The 20022-nt window shown below is 61.5% G+C and carries 21 protein-coding genes; 7 read left to right on the forward strand and 14 right to left on the reverse strand.

Annotated elements, in window-relative coordinates:
- Nucleotides 1-7 precede the first annotated feature (7 nt).
- The 6 genes from AC097N_RS15485 to AC097N_RS15510 form a co-directional block, all read right to left on the reverse strand.
- A complete protein-coding gene (locus tag AC097N_RS15485; RefSeq protein ID WP_479582488.1) occupies nt 8-1738 on the reverse strand; it encodes an ABC transporter substrate-binding protein in 1731 nt (576 codons plus the stop codon).
- A gap of 88 nt (nt 1739-1826) precedes the next feature.
- Entirely contained in the window at nt 1827-2135 is a 309-nt protein-coding gene (locus AC097N_RS15490) for a DUF2160 domain-containing protein (protein ID WP_479582490.1), read from the reverse strand.
- Between the two features lie 12 nt (nt 2136-2147).
- Nucleotides 2148-2960: a carbohydrate ABC transporter permease gene (locus AC097N_RS15495; RefSeq protein WP_479582491.1), complete on the reverse strand. Its 813-nt coding sequence runs from the start codon at nt 2958-2960 to the stop codon at nt 2148-2150.
- Entirely contained in the window at nt 2953-3846 is an 894-nt protein-coding gene (locus AC097N_RS15500) for a carbohydrate ABC transporter permease (RefSeq protein WP_479582493.1), read from the reverse strand. Before AC097N_RS15500 ends, AC097N_RS15495 begins: the two co-directional genes overlap by 8 nt.
- Nucleotides 3843-4919, reverse strand: a complete 1077-nt coding sequence (locus tag AC097N_RS15505; RefSeq protein WP_479582496.1) for an ABC transporter ATP-binding protein — start codon at nt 4917-4919, stop codon at nt 3843-3845. The genes AC097N_RS15500 and AC097N_RS15505 overlap by 4 nt, the downstream gene beginning before the upstream one ends.
- A gap of 1 nt (nt 4920) precedes the next feature.
- A complete protein-coding gene (locus AC097N_RS15510) occupies nt 4921-5997 on the reverse strand; it encodes an ABC transporter ATP-binding protein (RefSeq protein ID WP_479582498.1) in 1077 nt (358 codons plus the stop codon).
- 162 nt (nt 5998-6159) lie between these two features.
- Here AC097N_RS15510 and AC097N_RS15515 point away from each other — a divergent pair, with 162 nt between their 5' ends.
- The 3 genes from AC097N_RS15515 to proC all read left to right on the forward strand — a co-directional run bounded on the left by AC097N_RS15515 (nt 6160) and on the right by proC (nt 9381).
- Nucleotides 6160-6927, forward strand: a complete 768-nt coding sequence (locus AC097N_RS15515; protein WP_479582501.1) for a DeoR/GlpR family DNA-binding transcription regulator — start codon at nt 6160-6162, stop codon at nt 6925-6927.
- Nucleotides 6928-6970: 43 nt separating this feature from the next.
- The gene (glpK, locus tag AC097N_RS15520) at nt 6971-8461 is read left to right on the forward strand and encodes a glycerol kinase GlpK (RefSeq protein WP_479582503.1); all 1491 of its coding nucleotides are present in this window, start codon (nt 6971-6973) and stop codon (nt 8459-8461) included.
- Between the two features lie 104 nt (nt 8462-8565).
- Nucleotides 8566-9381 (forward strand): pyrroline-5-carboxylate reductase, encoded by an 816-nt coding sequence (proC, locus tag AC097N_RS15525; RefSeq protein WP_479582505.1) that lies wholly within the window; start codon nt 8566-8568, stop codon nt 9379-9381.
- 59 nt (nt 9382-9440) lie between these two features.
- Here proC and ubiA read toward each other — a convergent pair whose 3' ends face one another.
- The 3 genes from ubiA to AC097N_RS15540 are packed head-to-tail and all read right to left on the reverse strand — an operon-like array spanning nt 9441 to nt 12224.
- A complete protein-coding gene (gene ubiA, locus AC097N_RS15530; RefSeq protein ID WP_479582507.1) occupies nt 9441-10358 on the reverse strand; it encodes a 4-hydroxybenzoate octaprenyltransferase in 918 nt (305 codons plus the stop codon).
- Nucleotides 10355-11251, reverse strand: a complete 897-nt coding sequence (locus AC097N_RS15535) for a Dyp-type peroxidase (protein ID WP_479582509.1) — start codon at nt 11249-11251, stop codon at nt 10355-10357. Before AC097N_RS15535 ends, ubiA begins: the two co-directional genes overlap by 4 nt.
- Before the next feature lie 19 nt (nt 11252-11270).
- Entirely contained in the window at nt 11271-12224 is a 954-nt protein-coding gene (locus tag AC097N_RS15540; protein ID WP_479582511.1) for a LysR substrate-binding domain-containing protein, read from the reverse strand.
- Nucleotides 12225-12424: 200 nt separating this feature from the next.
- Here AC097N_RS15540 and AC097N_RS15545 point away from each other — a divergent pair, with 200 nt between their 5' ends.
- Complete coding sequence (locus AC097N_RS15545) at nt 12425-13546, forward strand: NADH:flavin oxidoreductase/NADH oxidase (RefSeq protein ID WP_479582513.1); 1122 nt, start codon at nt 12425-12427, stop codon at nt 13544-13546.
- A 35-nt stretch (nt 13547-13581) separates the two neighbouring features.
- Here AC097N_RS15545 and AC097N_RS15550 read toward each other — a convergent pair whose 3' ends face one another.
- Nucleotides 13582-13884: a putative signal transducing protein gene (locus AC097N_RS15550; protein WP_479582515.1), complete on the reverse strand. Its 303-nt coding sequence runs from the start codon at nt 13882-13884 to the stop codon at nt 13582-13584.
- Between the two features lie 31 nt (nt 13885-13915).
- A complete protein-coding gene (gene recG / locus AC097N_RS15555) occupies nt 13916-16042 on the reverse strand; it encodes an ATP-dependent DNA helicase RecG (protein WP_479582517.1) in 2127 nt (708 codons plus the stop codon).
- 92 nt (nt 16043-16134) lie between these two features.
- Between recG and AC097N_RS15560 the strand changes: the two genes are divergently transcribed.
- Together AC097N_RS15560 and AC097N_RS15565 are read left to right on the forward strand one after the other, a co-directional pair.
- Nucleotides 16135-16464 (forward strand): nucleotidyltransferase family protein, encoded by a 330-nt coding sequence (locus AC097N_RS15560; protein ID WP_479582519.1) that lies wholly within the window; start codon nt 16135-16137, stop codon nt 16462-16464.
- The gene (locus AC097N_RS15565) at nt 16433-16777 is read left to right on the forward strand and encodes a HepT-like ribonuclease domain-containing protein (protein ID WP_479582521.1); all 345 of its coding nucleotides are present in this window, start codon (nt 16433-16435) and stop codon (nt 16775-16777) included. Before AC097N_RS15560 ends, AC097N_RS15565 begins: the two co-directional genes overlap by 32 nt.
- Nucleotides 16778-16888: 111 nt before the next feature.
- Here AC097N_RS15565 and AC097N_RS15570 read toward each other — a convergent pair whose 3' ends face one another.
- From AC097N_RS15570 to AC097N_RS15580, 3 genes are all read right to left on the reverse strand, one after another.
- Nucleotides 16889-17128 (reverse strand): hypothetical protein, encoded by a 240-nt coding sequence (locus AC097N_RS15570; RefSeq protein ID WP_479582523.1) that lies wholly within the window; start codon nt 17126-17128, stop codon nt 16889-16891.
- Between the two features lie 113 nt (nt 17129-17241).
- Nucleotides 17242-17673, reverse strand: coding sequence for a putative toxin-antitoxin system toxin component, PIN family (locus AC097N_RS15575; RefSeq protein ID WP_479582525.1), 432 nt, complete (start codon nt 17671-17673; stop codon nt 17242-17244).
- A complete protein-coding gene (locus AC097N_RS15580; protein ID WP_479582527.1) occupies nt 17670-17909 on the reverse strand; it encodes a CopG family transcriptional regulator in 240 nt (79 codons plus the stop codon). The genes AC097N_RS15575 and AC097N_RS15580 overlap by 4 nt, the downstream gene beginning before the upstream one ends.
- Before the next feature lie 129 nt (nt 17910-18038).
- On the opposite strand from AC097N_RS15580, the gene AC097N_RS15585 reads away from it, so the two are divergent.
- Nucleotides 18039-19982, forward strand: coding sequence for a pyruvate kinase (locus AC097N_RS15585; RefSeq protein WP_479582529.1), 1944 nt, complete (start codon nt 18039-18041; stop codon nt 19980-19982).
- Nucleotides 19983-20022: the final 40 nt, after the last annotated feature.

The raw sequence follows: 20022 nt of genomic DNA on the forward strand, positions 1-20022 counted from the left end.
GGACTAACTAGCGGGTCTTGCCGTTCTTCCAGGCGTTCAACAACGTATCGTAGGCAATGGTTTCGCCTTTGGGCTTCTCGTTGGCCAACTTGGCCCAGGGAGCCCCTTTGTCGCTCAGCCATTTGCCGGGGTCACTCTTCGCATTGAGCTTGGGTGGACAATGCGCCATGCCAGCACGCTCCAAACGACCCATCACGTCGTCCATCTCGCTGGCCAGGTTGTCCATGGCGGCCTGCGGGGTCTTCTCGCCTGTTACAGCAACCGCTACGTTTTTCCACCACAGCTGGGCCAACTTCGGATAGTCAGGCACATTGGTGCCGGTGGGCGTCCAAGCGACGCGGGCAGGGCTGCGGTAGAACTCAACCAGGCCACCCAGCTTGGGCGCCATGGCGGTCATCGCAGCCGATTGAATATCGCTCTCGCGAATAGGTGTGAGACCCACTATCGTCTTTTTCAGCGACGTGGTTTTAGCCGTCACAAACTGTGCGTACAACCAGGCGGCTGCAACCTTGTTGGCATCGTGGTCCTTGAAGAAAGTCCATGAACCAACGTCCTGATAGCCATTTTGCATGCCCTGCTTCCAATACGGACCATTGGGACCCGGCGCCATCCGCCACTTGGGTGTGCCATCCGCATTCACCACAGGCAAACCAGGCTTGACCATGTCCGCTGTGAACGCGGTGTACCAGAAAATCTGCTGGGCAATTTGACCCTGCGCAGGGACGGGTCCAGCCTCGCCGAAAGTCATGCCAATCGCTTCCTTGGGCGAGTACTTCTTCATCCAGTCGATGTACTTGGTCAACGCATAAACGGCGGCGGGAGAATTGGTTGCGCCACCACGTGACACAGACGCACCTTGTGGTGTGCAGCCATCAGCGGAAGCCCGAATGCCCCATTCATCAACCGGTTTTCCGTTCGGGATGCCAATATCTGCAGTACCCGCCATCGACAACCAGGCATCGGTAAAGCGCCATCCCAACGAGGGGTCTTTTTTGCCGTAGTCCATGTGGCCATAGATTGGCTTGCCGTCGATGGTCTTGACATCTTCACTGAAGAAAGCTGCGATGTCCTCGTAAGCACTCCAGTTCAAAGGCACGCCAAGGTCATAGCCATACTTGGCTTTGAATTGGGCCTTCAGTTCTGGCTTGGCAAACAAATCAGCACGGAACCAATAAAGATTGGCAAACTGCTGGTCTGGCAGCTGGTACAACTTCTTGTCAGGTCCGGTGGTGAAGCTGGTACCAATGAAGTCTTTCAAGTCCAGACCTGGATTGGTCCACTCTTTGCCAGATCCGGCCATGTAATCGGTCAAATTCATGACCTTGCCATAACGGTAGTGTGTACCGATCAGGTCGGAGTCCGTGATCCAGCCGTCATAAATTGACTTGCCAGACTGCATCGAGGTCTGCAGCTTTTCAACCACGTCACCTTCACCAATCAGGTCGTGTTTGACTTTGATGCCGGTGATTTCTTCAAACGCTTTGGCAAGCGTCTTGGATTCGTATTCGTGGGTAGTGATCGTCTCGGAGACCACCGATATCTCCTTCACACCCTTGGCCTGAAGCTTTTTCGCTGCGTCAATGAACCATTTCATTTCGGCAGCTTGTTGTGTTTTAGACAAGGTCGAAGGTTGAAACTCGCTGTCGATCCACTTTTTTGCGGCGGCTTCATCAGCCCATACCTGGCTACCCACCGCGCAGGCTGCCGCCACGGCCAATACGGAGTACCGTAATTTCATGATCAATCTCCTCAGATTTATAAGACCCCTGACACAAAGGCTGCTTCGGCTCCAGGGGAAAACAAGCCGATCCTTGATACCGAGAAAATCAACCCTTGCGCATGATCAGCGCGAGCAAGGCAATCGAGACGATAAAACTGAACCAGATGGATGGGTCTGTCTCCATACCCAGGAGCACCCCCAGCTTGCCACTGAGGCCAACAAAAGCCAGGTTGGTATAGGCGGCCGCCAAAAGGCCGATGAAGAGGCGGTCACCCCGCGTGGTTTCCAGCGGGAGAAAACCCTTTCGCATCGTGGTCGGGGACTTGATTTCCCACACCGTCATGCCAAACAACATGAGCACAATGCAAAGGAAAAATACAGCGACAGGGGTGGTCCAGGCCATCCATTCAAACATGTTGAGCTCCTATCAAACGCGTCCCATCGCGAAACCCTTCGCGATGTAATTCCGAACAAACCAGATCACAATCGCGCCCGGCACAATGGTGAGGACACCTGCTGCGGCCAATGTGGCCCAATCCATCCCGGAAGCGGAAATGGTGCGTGTCATGGTCGCCGCAATCGGCTTGGCATTCACGCTGGTCAAGGTGCGCGCCAGCAGCAACTCCACCCAGCTGAACATGAAGCAAAAGAACGCTGCGACGCCCACGCCAGCCTTGATCAAGGGAAGAAATATCTTGACGAAAAACTTGGGAAATGAATAACCGTCGATATAGGCCGTTTCATCAATTTCCCGGGGAATGCCACTCATGAAACCTTCCAGAATCCATACCGCCAAGGGCACGTTGAACAGCAAGTGCACCAAGGCAACCGCAATATGGGTATCCATCAAGCCAACCGACGTGTAGAGCTGAAAGAAGGGCAACAAAAACACGGCCGGTGGCGTCATGCGGTTGGTCAACAACCAGAAGAACACATGCTTGTCGCCCAGAAAGCTGTAGCGGGAAAACGCATAAGCGGCAGGCAGCGCGACCGTCAGTGAAATCACGGTGTTGATGCCGACATAAATCAGGCTGTTGATATAGCCCGAGTACCACGCCGGATCCGTCAGAATCGTTTGGTAGTTAGCCCAGGTGAAGTGCTCTGGAAACAGCGAGAAGCCCGCCAGGATCTCATTGTTGGTCTTGAAAGACATGTTGATCATCCAGTAGATGGGCAACAGCGCAAACACCAGATAGACCAGCAGGAACAGGGTCCGCTTCTGAAATTTCGGCTTATTCATGGCCACCTTCCTTTTCCTGGGTGCCCACGCGCTGCATCCAGTTGTACAAAATGAAACACAGCAACAAAATGATCAGGAAATAGATCAACGAGAAAGCGGCCGCGGGACCCAGATCGAATTGCCCGACCGCCTTTTGGGTCAGGAATTGCGACAGAAACGTCGTCGAATTACCTGGACCGCCACCTGTCAACACAAACGGCTCGGTGTAAATCATGAAACTGTCCATGAAACGCAGCAACACCGCGATCATCAACACGCCACGCATCTTTGGCAGCTGGACATAGCGAAACACATCCAGCTTGCTCGCACCGTCGATACTGGCGGCCTGGTAGTACGCATCGGGAATGGAGCGCAGGCCCGCATAACCCAGCAGGGCAACCAGCGGCGTCCAATGCCAGACGTCCATGAGCAACACGGTGAGCCAGGCGTGCGCCGCGTTGCCGGTGTAGCTGTACTCAATACCCATGCCTTGCAAGGCAGCCCCCATCAAGCCAATATCGGTACGACCGAAGATTTGCCAGATGGTGCCGACCACATTCCACGGGATCAGCAAGGACAGCGAAACAATCACCAGCACCACGGAGGATTTCCAGCCCTGGGCAGGCATGGACAAGGCCAGCAAGATACCCAGCGGCAGTTCAACGGCGAGGACTGAAAACGAATAGGTCAATTGGCGCAACAAGGCACCATGCAGTTCTTCGTCGCGCATGATGGCGGCAAACCATTCGGTCCCGACAAAAACCCGGCGCTCGGGTGAAATGATGTCCTGCACCGAGTAATTGACCACAACCATCAAGGGCAGGATGGCCGAGAAGGCGACACAAATCAACACCGGCAGGATCAGGAACCAGGCCTTCTGGTTCACCGGTTTCACGGTAGTGCTCATGGCACGATCTCCTCATTGATATAAAAGCAGGTGTGCTCGCTCAGCACCTTGAGCCACACCAGGTCGCCCGGCAACAATTGCGCCGCATCGGCTGACAGGCGGGCCTTGACCGTGTGACCAGCGACATGGGCGCTCAACATGACGTGGGTGCCCACGTCTTGCACTTGGGACACCTTCATCTCCAAAGCGCCCGGTGTTTGCGCTGGCACCAACCGGACATACTCCGGACGAATTCCCAGCTTGAACTCGCCAAGCGGCAGTGTCCGGCCGGGTGGCAAACCAAGGTTTTTGCCCGCCAGTTGCAACCCTTCCTGGCTGACCTGACCCGGCAGGAAATTCATGCCGGGAGAACCAATGAAATGTCCCACAAACGTGTGGCTCGGCCGCTCAAACAAATCCGCCGCCGACCCCACCTGAACCACCCGACCGCGCGTCATCACGACCACCTGGTCCGCAAACGTCAACGCCTCCACCTGGTCGTGAGTCACGTAGATCAAGGTGAGCTTGAGTTCATGGTGAATCTGCTTGAGCTTGCGGCGCAATTGCCACTTGAGGTGCGGATCAATCACGGTCAGCGGCTCATCAAACAGCACAGCCGACACATCGGGGCGCACCAGACCGCGGCCCAGCGAAATCTTCTGCTTGGCATCTGCCGCCAGGCCCGCCGCCCGCTGGTTGAGCTGGCCGCTCATTTCCAGCATCTCGGCAATCTCGCCCACCCGTTTGTCAATCTGCGCTTTGGGCATCTTTCGGTTGCGCAGCGGGAACGCCAGGTTTTCAGCCACGGTCATGGTGTCGTAAATCACCGGAAACTGGAACACCTGGGCGATGTTGCGCTCTTGCGGCGACGCCCTGGTGACGTCTCGGCCATCAAACCTGACCGCCCCTTGAGAGGGCGTCACCAGGCCGGACATGATGTTGAGCAAGGTGGTCTTGCCACAACCCGACGGCCCCAGCAACGCATAGGCACCGCCGTCTTTGAATGCCATTTTCAAGGGCAGCAGCGCATAGTCGCTGTCCACCTTGGGATCCCGCCGGTAGGCATGGGCCAGATCAAGTTCAATCAGTGCCATATCAGCGCCCTCCGCCGCGCACCGGGGACAGCAGCAAGAGCCCCTGGGCATCGAACACATAAACCTGTGCCGGATTGAAGTAAAGAGGCACTTGCGCACCCAACTCAAAGTAATGAACACCGGTCAACTGCGCCACCAGCTCGCCCACCGGCGTGACCAGGTGAACAAAGGTGTCGGAGCCCGAAATTTCGGCCAGCTCGACCTTCCCCTGCAGGGACACATCCCCCGCCTGGGCGCTCACCCTCAAGGCACTGGCCCGCATGCCAACCGTCAGCTGACGCGAAGCGTTCGCAGGCAACCCCATGGACAGCAGCGGCCCGCCATCGAGCTGCACGCCACCCGACGCTGCTGCACTGGCAACCATCAGGTTCATGGGTGGGTCGCTGAAGGCCCGCGCCACGCGCAATGACTTGGGCTTGTGAAAGACCTCGGAGGTTGGCCCATATTGAAGCAATTCACCCCCATCCAGCACCGCGGTATAGCCCCCCAGCAAGAGGGCCTCACCGGGCTCGGTGGTGGCGTAGATGACCGTGGAGTTGCCCGCCGAGAACAAATCGCCGAGCTCATCACGCAACTCTTCACGCAACTTGTAATCCAGGTTCACCAGGGGCTCGTCGAGCAACATCAAGGGCGCGCCCTTGGCCAGTGCGCGAGCCAGTGCAACGCGCTGCTGCTGCCCCCCTGACAACTCGGCAGGCAGGCGGTCCAGAAACATCTCGATGTGCAGTTTTTCAGCCAGCTCACGCACCCGCTGATCAATGTTTTTTTCGCCGCGCAGTTTCAAAGGCGAAGCGATGTTGTCACGCACCTTCATGGACGGGTAATTGATGAACTGCTGGTACACCATGGCGACATTACGCTCCCGCACGGGAACACCGACCACACTGCGGCCATCCACCAGCACACGCCCACTGGTTGGGACATCCAGCCCGGCCATGATGCGCATCAAGCTGGTCTTGCCCGCCTGGGTGGCACCGAGCAACACCGTCACGGCACCACTGCGCGGCGCAATGCTCATGTCGTAAAGCCACGTCTGCGCTCCGACTTTTTTATGGATGCTCTCAAGCGTCAACTGCATCACACGACCTTTTTTGGAATGAATTCAGCATCGAACCTATTTTCGATTTCGAGAATTATTATTCGTTTTGATTCCTTTTTAATCGGTATTAACCCTATGAGAATTCCTTTTTGTTCGCTTTAAAGTCAAGGCCTTGTTTCCACTTGGGATAAAAATACAAGAATGAATCCAAACCCCAGACAACTCACACTGCTTGCCGTCGTACAGTCCCAGGGCTCCGTCACCGTGGAGCAGCTGGCCGACACCTTGGGCGTCACACTGCAAACCGTCCGGCGTGATGTTCAACGACTGGCCGACGAAGGCCTGCTCACCCGGTTTCATGGCGGTGTGCGCGTCCCCAGCTCGACCATTGAGAACATCGCGCACCAACAACGCGAAAACCTGAATGCCGAAGGCAAAACCCGTATTGCGCGGGCCGTGGCCGCGGCTGTACCGAACGAATGCTCGCTGATCCTGAACATCGGCACCACCACCGAAGCGATTGCGCGGGCGCTGCTGCAGCACACGGGACTGCGGGTCATCACCAACAACCTGAACGTGGCCACCATCCTCAGCGCCAACGCCCGCTGTGAAGTGATCGTGGTCGGTGGCGTGGTGCGCGGACGTGACCGCGGCATCGTCGGGGAGGCGGCGGTGGACTTCATTCGCCAGTTCAAGGTCGACATCGCGCTGATCGGTATCTCGGCCATTGAGGCGGATGGCTCGCTGCGCGACTACGACTACCGCGAGGTCAAGGTGTCGCAAACCATCATGTCCCACGCCCGCGAAGTCTGGCTGGCTGCCGACATCAGCAAGTTCAACCGGCCCGCCATGGTGGAGGTTGGCACGCTGTCCCAGATTGACCGACTGTTCACGGACGCACCCCCGCCTGACCCGTTCCCGGCCTTGCTGGCTGAGGCACAAGTGCGTTATGACGTCGCCCTGCGCTGAGCGCCCGGCGCATTCACCCCCATTTTTTACCCGTGACACTCACATGACTTATCTGCTTGCCCTGGACCAGGGCACCTCCAGCTCCCGCAGCATTGTTTTTGACCTGGACGGGCACATCGTTGCCCAGGCCCAGCAAGAGCTGACGCAAATTTATCCCCAACCCGGCTGGGTCGAGCATGACCCCCAGGAAATCTGGCGCACGCAGCTGGCCACCTCGCGTGACGCACTGGCCAAAGCGGGCATCCAGGCCAGCCAGGTGCGGGCCATCGGCATCACCAACCAGCGTGAAACGACGGTGGTCTGGAACCGGGTCACGGGCCTGCCCATCCACCACGCCATCGTCTGGCAGGACCGGCGCGCTGAACCCACCTGCGTGGCCTTGCGTGAGCAGGGACTGGCCGACCTGATTCAGGCCAAAACCGGGCTGCTGGTCGACGCCTACTTCTCCGGCACCAAGCTGAAATGGATTCTGGACCACGTGCCACTGGCGAGGCAGCAAGCGGCCAACGGCGAACTGGCCTTTGGCACGGTGGACAGCTGGCTCATCTGGCGCCTCACGGGCGGCGCCGTGCATGCGACCGATGTCAGCAACGCCGCCCGCACCATGCTGTTCAACGTGCACACCAACCAGTGGGACCCCGAGCTGCTGCAGGCGCTGGACATCCCGGCCAGCCTGATGCCGCAGGTCAAACCGTCCAGTGCGTTTTACGGCGAGGTGACGCCAGACTTATTGGGGCACACCATTCCCATTGGCGGCGTGGCGGGGGACCAGCAAAGCGCGCTGTTTGGTCAGGCTTGTTTCAAGGCCGGCATGGTCAAAAACACCTACGGCACGGGCTGCTTCATGCTGATGCACACGGGCCAGAAATTCCAGCTCTCCCACAACGGCCTCATCACGACCAGCGCCGCGCAAGCCACCACGCAGACCGAGTTTGCGATTGAAGGCAGCGTGTTTGTCGGCGGCGCCGTGGTGCAGTGGCTGCGTGACGGCCTGCGCGCCATCCAGGGCAGCCACGAGGTGCAGGCGCTGGCCCAAAGCGTGCCCGATGCGGGCGGTGTCATGGTGGTTCCCGCCTTCACCGGGCTGGGTGCGCCCTACTGGAAACCGGATGCCCGCGGCACCATCACCGGGCTGACCCGGGGCAGCACGGTCGCCCACATCGCACGGGCCGCGCTGGAGAGCATTGCTTACCAAAGCGCGGCCTTGCTACAGGCCATGAGCCGCGATGCGCAGGAAGCAGGCGGCAATGCGGTGGCTGAACTGCGGGTCGATGGCGGCGCCTGCGTGAACGACCTGCTGATGCAGTTCCAGGCCGATTTGCTGGGGATTCCGGTGGTGCGCCCGGCCGTGATCGAAACCACGGCGCTGGGCGCCGCCTACCTGGCGGGCCTGTCTACTGGCGCCTATCAAAGCACAGACGAACTGGGTGAGTTGTGGCGCTCGGAGCGACGTTTTCTGCCAACGCTGGCACCCGTGCGCGCCAGGGAACTGATGGAACGCTGGGAACACGCGGTCCGGCAAACCGTGCTTTGACCCCTCGCGCCGCGTCCTCGCCGGAACGCTTTGCCGGTCCGGCTTTTGAGTAAACTCGAAGGCTTTGGCCACACCGGGTGTGCCAAGTCACCCGAGGGGAACTCATGAGCGAGCGTATTGCATTCATCGGCGGCGGCAACATGGCCAGCGCCATCATTGGCGGCTTGATCGGCAAGGGTTTTTCGGCCCGCCATATTGATGTGGTGGAGCCCTTTGCCGAAGCACAGGACAAGCTCAACAGCAGCTACGGCATCGTCGCCCAACCCCAACCCGGCGCCTTTTTGGCACAGACGGACCTGGTGGTGTGGGCCGTCAAGCCCCAGACCTTCAAGGAAGCCGCCCTGCTGGCGCGCTTTCACACCAAAAATGCCTTGCACCTGAGCGTGGCCGCGGGCATCCGCAGCGACAGCATTGCACGCTGGCTGGACACCGAGCGCGTCGTGCGCGCCATGCCAAACACCCCGGCACTGATTGGCAAAGGCATCACTGCCCTGTTTGCCCGCTCAGCCGCCACCCCCCAGGACAAGGACTGGGTCAGCCAGGTCGTGGCCACGACGGGCGAGTTCCTCTGGCTGGAGGCCGAAGAACAGCTGGATGCGGTGACCGCCCTGTCCGGCTCCGGCCCGGCCTACATGTTTTACTTCATGGAAGCCATGACCGCCGCCGGCGCCGAGATGGGCCTCGCGCGTGAGCAAGCCTACCAACTGGCTGTGGCCACCTTCATTGGCGCCGGAGAATTGGCCCGCAGTTCGGGCGAGCCCCCGGAAATCCTGCGTCAGCGCGTCACCTCCAAAGGCGGCACCACCTATGCCGCCATCTCCAGCATGGAAAACGACGATGTCAAAAGCCAGTTCATGCGCGCCATGCACGCCGCCTGCCAGCGGGCCAAAGAACTGGGCGATGAATTTGGCGGTGTTTAGACCGGCGATGAGGTGTGACAAATTCAACATTTGCTTTGCCACTGGCCATGATCGCCACGTCAAGCCACGGCATAGCTCGCAACAATACCTGCGAACACCGTGAGACCGAGCCAGTGGTTGAGGCGAAATGCCCTGAAACAACCCTCCCGTGAACGGCTCCGAATCAGGGTGAAGTGCCAGGCGGCCTGTCCTAAGGCCAGCACAATTGCTATATAAAACATAGCACCTACCGCACGTTCAGCAAGGGCTACAGCCCAAATAGCCATATAAATCAGATAACACAGCATGACCACCGCCACATCCGCCCGCCCCAGGGTGATGGCCGATGTTTTCATGCCCAGACGCACATCGTCGTCGCGGTCCACCATGGCGTATTCAGTGTCATAGGCCAGCACCCAGAACAGGTTGCCCAGCATCAGCACCCAGCCCAGCGCCGGCACGCTGGCCTGCCACGCGGACCAGCTGAGTGCGTCACCCCCACCGACCGCAGAGAACGCCATCGGAATACCAAAGCTGAACGCCACGCCCAGCACCGCCTGTGGCATGGACACAAAGCGTTTGGCGTAGGGGTAGATGAGCGTGACTGCCAGCGCCCCCACCGACCAGGCCACAGTGACGGCATTGGTGGTGAGCACCAGGGCAAAGGCCAGCAGCGCCAGCACCGCCCCAAAGGCCAGCGCTTCTTTGACCGACACCGCACCGGTGGTCACCGGGCGCCCCGCCGTGCGTTTGACGTGGCGGTCAAAATCCCGGTCGGCCACGTCATTGATGCAACACCCCGCGCTGCGCATGAGGATGGTGCCCAGCGTGAAGACGGCCAGCAAATGCCAGCCGGGGAATCCCCCCGCAGCCACCCACAGGGCGCCCAGGGTGGGCCACAACAGCAACAGCCAGCCCGCAGGACGGTCCCACCGGATCAGGCTCAAATACAAAGCCAGCTTGCGCCGCGCGGCGCTCACCTCGCCCGGCCCGCTCACAGCCCGATCCAGCGCAGGTCCAGCCGCCCGTCATGCATCGGCGGGCACCAGAAAAAGGCACCGGTCACCGGCTGGGAGATGCGGAACAAGGCATCCGTCACGCCATCGTCCAGCCCCGCCATGCGACGCATCTGCACCTCAAACGCGTCAAAGGACTTGCCAAACGCCACGAACACCAGACCGGCCGCGCTGCCTTGCGCCCACGGCATGGAGCGGCGCACCACAAAAGCAGGCGGCTCGAAATCCTCCTGCGTGGTGCGCTTGACGTGGGCCGACGCGGGGGCGTCTTCCAGCTCTTCGTTGTCGCTGCGCTGGCGGCCGATGGTGTTGTCCTGCTCCGCCGTGCTCATGGCGTCAAACGCATCCAGGTTATGCACCCACTGTTGCAGCGCCATGAAGCTGGAACCGGCCAAACCGGGCGCCGCGTCCTGCACCAGGGCTGCCAGTTGGGCGTCTTCGCCCGCGGGGTTTTCGGTGCCATCCTCGTAACCGGTCAGATCACGGCCATGCCCGGTGGGGCCCTGGCCATATCGAAAGGCCTCAATCAGCTGGTCGAGCTTGAAAGCGGGCGCCAAGGCCTTCTCTATCGCGCGTGTCAACAGCACCAGGTCGCCCCGGTCGGTGCCACTCAACCAGCAGCACAATGCCACCGGCGTGCTGGGCACCTGCACACCCGGGCCCGACAGCGGCGCAAAGGGATGCAGGCCGGGCACCTCGACGCCAAGCACCTGCAGCAACTCAGGGCCCAGCCCGACGAGGGTCTGGGCACCATCGGCGAGCGCGGCCAGCCGGGTCAGGCTCTGAGGCAGCGCCTCGGCCGACGCGAGGGAGAAAAACAGATAACGGCCCACCAGCGGGACCGGCGCCAGAATGGCAGCCTGGGAAAGACTCATGTCAGCACAACCTTGTTGATCAGGACAAACGGTTCACGCCCGGCAACTCGCAGGCGTAGATGGCATTGCGCAACGCGGCAATGGCCTCGTAGCGGGTGAAGCTGCGGCGCCAGGCCAAGACCACGCGGCGGGTTGGCGGGTCGCCCTCGAACGGCAGGTATTTGACGTAGGCATCTTCATCCCGCTTGCGCCGGGGCGTGGCCGCCATGGCCTCTTTGGGCACACTCAGGCGCGGCACCAGGGTGACACCCATGCCGGCGGCCACCATGTGTTTGATGGTCTCCAGCGACGAGCCCTCAAAACTCTTGCGGATGCCCTCGGCATTGCTGGAGAAGCGGGCAAACTCCGGACACACCTCCAGCACATGGTCCCGAAAACAATGGCCACTGCCCAACAGCAGCATGGTCTCGCGCTTGAGTTCTTCGGTGGTGACGTGGTCGTGCGCGGCCAGCGGGTGGTTCACCGGCACAGCCGCCAGAAAAGGCTCGTCGTACAGCGGGGCCAAGGCCAGCCCGGCGTCCGGAAAAGGCTCGGCCAGAATGGCGCAGTCAATCTCCCCGGTGCGCAGCATCTCCAGCAGCTTGACGGTGAAGTTCTCCTGCAGCATCAGCGGCATTTGCGGCGTGTGGGTGATCATCTGGCGCACCAGGTCGGGCAGCAGATAAGGCCCGATGGTGTAGATCACGCCCAGCGTCAGGGGCCCGGCCAGCGGGTCTTTGCCGCGCTTGGCGATCTCCCGGATGTTGGCCGCCTGCTCCAGCACCGCCTGCGCCTGGCGCACAATTTCTTCACCCAGGGGGGTGACGGAAATCTCACTCGCGCTGCGCTCGAACAACTTGACTTCCAGCTCTTCTTCCAGCTTCTTGACCGCGACCGACAGCGTCGGCTGCGACACATAGCACGCGTCAGCCGCTTTGCCAAAGTGCCGCTCACGGGCAACCGCCACGATGTATTTGAGTTCAGTGAGTGTCATGCCGCAATTGTTGCATTCAAGCCCGGGAGATTCCAGCGATAAGCACGGCCGGCATGCCAAAGCCGGCTTATTTTGGAGAAAACACCTCTCCCCCGGGGTTGATCGGGAGCGCCCATGCCTGGTTCACCGGGGCATGACACAATTTGCGAGCTGGCCGATCAAGGCGCCAGCGCCCCACCCCCACCCCCTGAGGACGCCCGATGAGCCTGCTGTTTTCCCCTCTGAAACTGTCCTCCCCGCGCGGCGGGCTCGACTTGTCAAACCGGATCGTCGTCGCCCCCATGTGCCAGTACGCGGCCGACGACGGCGCCGCCAGCGACTGGCATCTGGCGCACTGGACCAACCTGCTCAACAGCGGCGCAGCGCTGTTCACCATTGAGGCCACAGCGGTCACAGCCCAGGGGCGCATCACCCCCCGCTGCCTGGGGCTGTGGGATGACCGCACCGAGCAGGCCCTGGGGGACACCCTGGCGCGTGCCCGCCAGCTCGCGCCGGCCATGCCCGTGTGCATCCAGCTCGCGCATGCGGGGCGCAAGGCGTCCAGCGCCATTCCCTGGGAAGGCGGGCAGCTGTTGTCTGCGGCCCAGGGCGGCTGGGAGACGGTGGGGCCATCGGCCTTGCCGCAATTGCCCAACGAGCCGCCGCCCGCTGAATTGACGGTTGAACAAATGACACGCATCAAGGACGCCTTTGTGCAGGCCGCGCAGCGGGCCGACCGCCTGGGCATCGAGGCCATTGAACTGCACGGCGCGCACGGCTATTTGCTGCACCAGTTTCTCTCGCCCCTGGCCAACCAGCGCACCGACGCCTACGGCGGCAGCTTTGAGAACCGGGTGCGTTTTCCATTGGAGGTTTTTGCGGCCGTGCGCCAGGTGTTTGACGGCGTACTGGGCCTGCGGGTGTCGGCCAGCGACTGGGTCGAGGGCGGTTGGGACGTGGACCAGACCGCCGAACTGGCGCGCCAGATCAAGACACTGGGCGGCGACTTCATCCACGTGTCGTCGGGCGGCATCTCGCCGCTGCAGAAGATTGCCATTGGCCCGGCTTACCAGGTGGCGTTTGCGCGCCAGATCCGCCAGGCGTCGGGGCTGACAACCCTGGCCGTGGGCCTGATCACCGACCCCCAACAGGCGCAGGACATCATCGAGGCGGGTGACGCCGACCTGATCGCCCTGGCCCGTGTGATGCTCTACAAACCCCGCTGGCCCTGGGAAGCGGCAGCCGCGCTGGGCGGCCAAGTGACCGCCAGTCCACCCTACTGGCGCTGCCTGCCCCGCGAGGCGCAAGCCATTTTTGGCAATGTGCGGGTGGGCCAGCGCTGAACTGACAACGCGCTCAAGGTAGCACTACCGCGGCATCAACGTGGCATCAGTGCGGCGCAGTTCCAGCACTGCTCGAAGCCGCCTTCCACCAGTTCACCACAGGCACAAAACCAGCGGTGCTGCGGCACATGTTGCAGGTCATGCAGCAGCGTTCTGGCCCGCGCCTCTTGCGTGGCATGGTGAATCCACACCTCGGGCAGGCATTGGTCCGGTGGCAGCTGACCGGCCAAGCCCACCAGAAACTCGCGTTGCACACTCGCTGTGATGCCCTCAACCGCCAACGCATCGGCCCACAGCGTGGCAATCGCCAGATTGGGGGCTTGGGTCAGGCGCAGCATGATGCCCGAGCATAAACGCTTGCGCCCTTATTCAGGCCTTCAAATACTCGGCCTTGCCACCGAGCCAGCGGTGTACATGCTTTTCGGCCAGCGCCGGATGCTGGTCGAGCATGACCGGTGCCAGTTCACGCGCCCAGTCCAGCAGATCGGTGTCGGTGGCCAGATCGGCAAAGCGCAGCATGGCCGCCCCTGACTGGCGGGCGCCCAGAAACTCGCCGGGGCCGCGAATCTCCAGGTCGCGCCGGGCGATCTCGAAGCCGTCGTTGGTCTCGGCCATGGCCTTGAGGCGCGCGCGCGCGGTCTCGCCCAGCCGCGGCGCGTCGCCCGTGGAGTACAACAGCACGCAGGCCGAGGCCGCAGCCCCGCGCCCGACCCGGCCACGCAACTGATGCAGTTGCGACAAGCCAAAACGCTCGGCATGTTCAATCACCATCAGCGAGGCATTGGGCACATCGACGCCCACTTCAATCACCGTGGTGCTGACCAGCACGCCCATGTCGCCGCTGGTGAACAGCGCCATGACCGCGCGTTTTTCCGCCGCCGGCATGCGCGAGTGCAGCAGCCCCACCATCACGCCGGGCAGGGCGGCGCTCAACTGCGCGTGGGTCTCGGTGGCGTTGGTCAGGTCCAGCGCCTCGCTCTCTTCAATCAGCGGGCAGACCCAGTAGATTTGCCGCCCCTCGGTCAGCTGGGCGCGGATGCGGGTGATCACCTCGTCGCGCCGGGCATCGTTCACCACCTTGGTGATGATGGGCGTGCGCCCAGGGGGCAGCTCGTCGATGGTGGAAACATCCAGGTCGGCGTAGTAGCTCATGGCCAGCGTGCGCGGAATGGGCGTGGCGGTCATCATCAGCAGATGGGGCTCTAACAGGGTCGAGGCGTCGTCCGGCGTCTCCAGCGTCAGCTTGCTGCGCAAGGCCAGACGCTGCGCCACGCCAAAGCGGTGCTGCTCGTCAATGATGGCGAGTGCCAGCTTGTTGAACACCACTTTCTCCTGGATGATGGCGTGCGTGCCGATGACCAGCCCGGCCTCGCCGCTGGCAATCAACGCCAGCATCTCGCGGCGCTCTTTGGTTTTCTGGCTGCCGGTGAGCCAGGCGGTTGTGATGCCCAGCGGCTCCAGCCAGCTCAGCAGCTTGGTGAAGTGCTGGCGCGCCAGAATTTCGGTCGGCGCCATCAGCGCGCACTGCCAACCCGCGTCAATACACACCGCGGCGGCCAGCGCCGCGACCACGGTTTTGCCGGAGCCCACATCGCCTTGCAGCAGGCGGTGCATGGGCACAGGCGTGCGCAGGTCTTGCATGATTTCTTCCACCACGCGCCGCTGGGCGGCGGTGAGTGCGAATGGCAGTGCGGCAAGCAGTTGCTCATGCAGGGGCAAATGGGCGAGGGACGGCGCCGCGGGCCGCAAACGCTGCGGCACCAGCACCGGGGCCCGCAGCCGGGCGCGTTCACGCTTGGACTGCAGCTGCGACAACTGCTGCGCCAGCAACTCCTCGGCTTTCAGCCGCTGCCACGCGGGGTGGCTGTGGTCCTCCAGCGTGGCCAGCGACACATCGGGCGTGGGGTGGTGCAAAAATGATAGCGCCTCCCGCATGTTCCACCTGGGCTGCAGGCCAATTTGGCTTAAATAGTCGACCGGAATGGTGTCCGTCAGGTCCGCCCGCGCCAGCCCGCCCAGCACCGCCCGGCGCAGGTAGGCCTGCGGCAAACCGGCCACCGTGGGGTACACCGGCGTGAGCGCACCGGCCAGTTCGCCGCCCGCGGGCTTGAACGCCGGGTGCATCAGGGTCAGCCCCATGAAGCCGCCGCGCACCTCGCCGCGCGCCCGGACGCGGTTGCCCACGGCCAGCGCCTTTTGGTGCGAGGGGTAGAAAGTGAAGAAACGCAGCAGGCAGGTGTCGGTCCCATCGTCCACCGTAACCAGCAGTTGCCGGTGGCCGGCGATCTTGACCTCGCAGGACGTGACCGTGCCCTCAATCTGCGCCACCTCGCCTTCGCGCACGTCGCTGAGTTTGACGATGCGGGTTTCATCCTCATAACGCAGCGGCAGGTGCAAGGCCAGGTCAATGGCACGCACCAGGCCGAGCTTTTGCAGGGCTTTCTGGGGCGCGGACAGGGGTTTGGGTTGGGTGGACGGGGACGGCGCAGCGGGCATGGCGTGATTGTGGCTCAGGCTGTGAGGTGAGCACGCCGGGTGCAACAGGGTCAACACCCTGTCCCTGTGAGAATCTGTTTGATAATGCCCGAATGCACATCTCACTGGCCTCTCAGCTACCCGGCATCTCCGCCTTGTGTGAAAGGCATGGTGTTGCCCATCTGGAACTGTTTGGCTCGGCGACGGGTGCAGAGTTCAATCCCGACTCCAGCGATTTTGACTTTTTGGTGGAGCTGGACGCGCAAATTCCAGGCTCTCGCGCCAAGCGCTGGACGGCACTGGCGGACGACCTTGAACAGTTGCTCGGCCGCCATGTTGATTTGGTGAACCCCCGCTACATCCGCAACCCCTACTTTTTGCAATCGGTCAACAAAAGCCGAACTGTCATTTATGACCGACAAACTACCCAAACTGCTGGTTGATGCCTTGGGGGCGATCGGTTCGGCCCGCGAGTTTGTTGCAGGCATTGCGCTGGAAGCGTATGTCGCGGACAAGATGCGCCGCTCAGCCGTAGAACGTCAACTTGAAATACTGGGGGAAGCCTGCTCGCGATTGGCAAAACTGGAGCCCACGCTGATGGGATCAGTGGTCAATTTGAAACTGGCCATTGATCTGCGGAACCGGATCATTCACGGCTATGACTCGGTGGATGATGAAATCGTTTATTTCACAGTCCTTGATGACTTGGAGAGCTTGCAAGCCGACTTGTCCCGCTTGTTGGCCGTGCGCGGCTGATTGAAATCCAAACCCGATTGCTTATAAATTTCGCGCTTTGACAGCCGCCGCCACAGCCAGCGCGGTCACCACATCACACACGGTTTTTCGATCCCCAACGGCTAGCGTCATTTAGCGCGCCAGCATGTCGCGGTCCTGCATGGTGAGCGCAGAGAAATCAACACCAGCTTCTTGTGCCTTGAAAGTGGGCGCAAGCGTGCCAAAACGCAACTCATCAGCACTGACGTGCAGCCACTCAGCCAGCACGCGCAATTTGTCCTGCATGGGAATGGATTTGCCCAAGAGCCAGTTGCGGGCGGTGTTGACCGTAACGCGTTCACCCCAATAGCGAAGATTGAACTCATTGGCCAAAACAGTCGCAGATGGCCGAACACCTATACCGTTTAACCCCGGTCCTATTTTTATATAAAACCAGCCTGCAGCCCAGGTAGAACGTGCGCAAGAAGCTATAAATTAAATAGCAATCAATGCCACATCTGAGCCACAAAAGCCTGCGGCAAGATCACCCGCGCTTGCATGGCCTCATCCTGCAGCAGCAATTTATCCCCGGTGACCAGCACCAGATCTGCGCGGGTAGCCAGCAGGTCCCACAAAAACTGATCGCCCGGGTCCGGCGCAAGGCGGACGGCCGCGATGGGCGCGGGGATCAGCACAATGGCGTGACGGGCCATGTCCGTCAAGATGAGGTCGATCTCTGTTTCAGACAAGCCATGAAGCTTGCACAGCTTCGGTCGAACCAGCACCGCGCGGTATTCGGCCAGCAGAGCCTCGGACAACACGAACGGAAATGCGGCACCCAGCATGCCATCCAGAATCCGGGCCACCGGTGAGTCCGCCTGCGAAGTGAGCAAGCCGGCCACGACAACATTCGTGTCAACAATGAAAAAAGTGCTCACGCGGCGTGACGCGTGGCTTGCACCGCCTCCTGCGCCGCATCGAATGCCTGCGCGTCGCTCAGCCCGCTGCGCGACCGCGCCCGGCGCACCAGGTCAAGCGCTTGCTCGCGTGACTTGATGCCATAGAAGTCCAGGCTCTCGTCAATCAACTGGCCAATGGTTTTGTCGCGCTGGGCCGCGGCTTCCTTCAGGGCGCGGTAACGCGGCTCGGAGAGGGTGATGGTCAAACGGCTCATGTGCATACTCCTCATTGGTGTTAAAGCACCAATATGCTAGCACGTGTGACCCAGCGCGGCTGAGGCAGGCAGACCTGCGGACCACCCTTTCGTCATGACCGTGTCACGAATTTTTCATAAAAAGAGGGCATGCCTACCAAGAAGTCCCCCATCGCCGCCCCTGAAACCCCGTCAACGCCAGACCCAGCCCCCTGGGACGCAGACATTTGCCTGGCGCTCATCGCCCAACTGCAGTTGATGCGCCACGCCATGCTAGAGCGCGAAAGCGCGATGGCAGCAGAACTTGACCAGGTCTTGCCCGAGCATCGCCCCAGTGCACGCAACCTGGTTCACTACCTGACGCTGCGCAGTTTTGAGTTGCGCCCCCTGCAGGAGCAACTGGCCTGGTTGGGGTTGTCGTCCCTCGGGCGGTCGGAGTCGAATGTGCTGGCCAACCTGGACAAAGTGCTGGGCATTCTTCACCGCCTGACAGGCCAAACCTGGCAGGACAAGTCCGTGGAAGAGCCGGTAGGCAGCGTCAGAAGCCGGGAGCTTCTGGTGTGCCACACGGTCAAGCTGCTGGGCGCGGCGCCGGCGGACCGGCCGGTTCGCATCATGGTGACGCTGCCCACTGAGGCCGCGACGGACTTTGGGGTAGTGCGCGGCCTGGTGGAGGCTGGCATGAATATCGCCCGCATCAATTGTGCTCACGACGGCCCCGACAACTGGCGTGCCATGGCGGCCAACGTCCGGCGCGCGGCGAAAGCGGCACGGCGTGAGGTGAAAATTTTGATGGACCTGGGCGGACCAAAAATCAGAACGGGCGAGGTAGCCCCCCGCCCGCCGGTCTTGAAGATCAAACCCGGCAAGGACGAATTCGGACGCGTTTTCCGCCCGGCGCGACTGGGCTTGCGGCCCATCAGCGGCAAGGAAGACCTGTCCAACGTGGATGCCAGCATTGGCGTCTGGGAGGTCTGGCTGCAACGCCTCAAGGTCGGCACCAGCATTGAATTCACCGACTCGCGGGGCGCCAAACGGCATTTTCTGGTGGTCCACCGTGACGAAAATGGCGCCATCGCCGAGTGCCTGCAAACCGCTTACCTGACGCCAGAAACCATTCTCACCGTGGGCGGGTCAGGGGGAAAGAAAAAGCACACCACGCTGGTCTGCCAGATTGCCAGCCTGCCCGGCGCGCTCCATCTCGACCGAGGCGATGCCTTGCGACTGACCAAAACGGGCGTGGGACATGCGGCCGTTTTGGCCGATGATGCCAGTGAAAACCATGAGGACCATGCGCACATCGCCTGTACCTTGCCGCAGGTGATTGATCAGGTCCACGTGGGAGAACGCATCTGGTTTGACGATGGCCGGATCGGCGGCGTGGTGCGTCACACCTCGTCCCACTGGCTGGACATCGAGATCACCCAGGTCCGGGAGGGTGGCGAAAAACTGGTGGGCGACAAAGGCATCAACCTGCCTGACAGCCTGCTGAGTCTTCCGGCCCTGAGCGAAAAAGACATTGAAGACCTGGCCGTGGTGGCGCTTGAAGCCGACATGGTGGGGCTGTCCTTCGTCCAGCAAGCTGCCGACGTGGCGCTGTTACGCGAGCACCTGCATCGCCTGGAGCGGGACGACATGGGCATTGTTCTGAAGATTGAAACCCTGCAAGGATTCGAAAACCTGCCGGAACTCCTGCTGGCCGCCATGGCCGCCAAGGCCGCTGGCGTGATGATTGCGCGAGGGGATCTGGCCGTGGAGTGCGGGTATGAACGCTTGGCCGAAGTGCAGGAAGAGATTTTGTGGTGCGCCGAGGCCGCCCACATGCCCGTCATCTGGGCCACCCAGGTCCTGGAGTCACTGGCCAAGACCGGCTTGCCCTCCCGGGCCGAGATTTCAGATGCCGGTTTGGGCGTGCGCGCCGAGTGCGTCATGCTCAACAAGGGCCCCTACATCACCGCCGCCATCCGAACGCTGGACGACATCCTGAAAAGAATGGGCGGCCACCAGGCCAAGAAGCGCCCCTTGCTCAGAGCCCTGCGCGCCTGGAGCGGCGTCGGCGTGCCCGCTGCTCAGCGAGGGCGCCGCAAGTCCTGAACAGACAGGGACTGGGGGCGCGCCGTCGGAGTCCATGCCC

The sequence above is a fragment of the Rhodoferax sp. LS1R11 genome, from assembly GCF_056521395.1.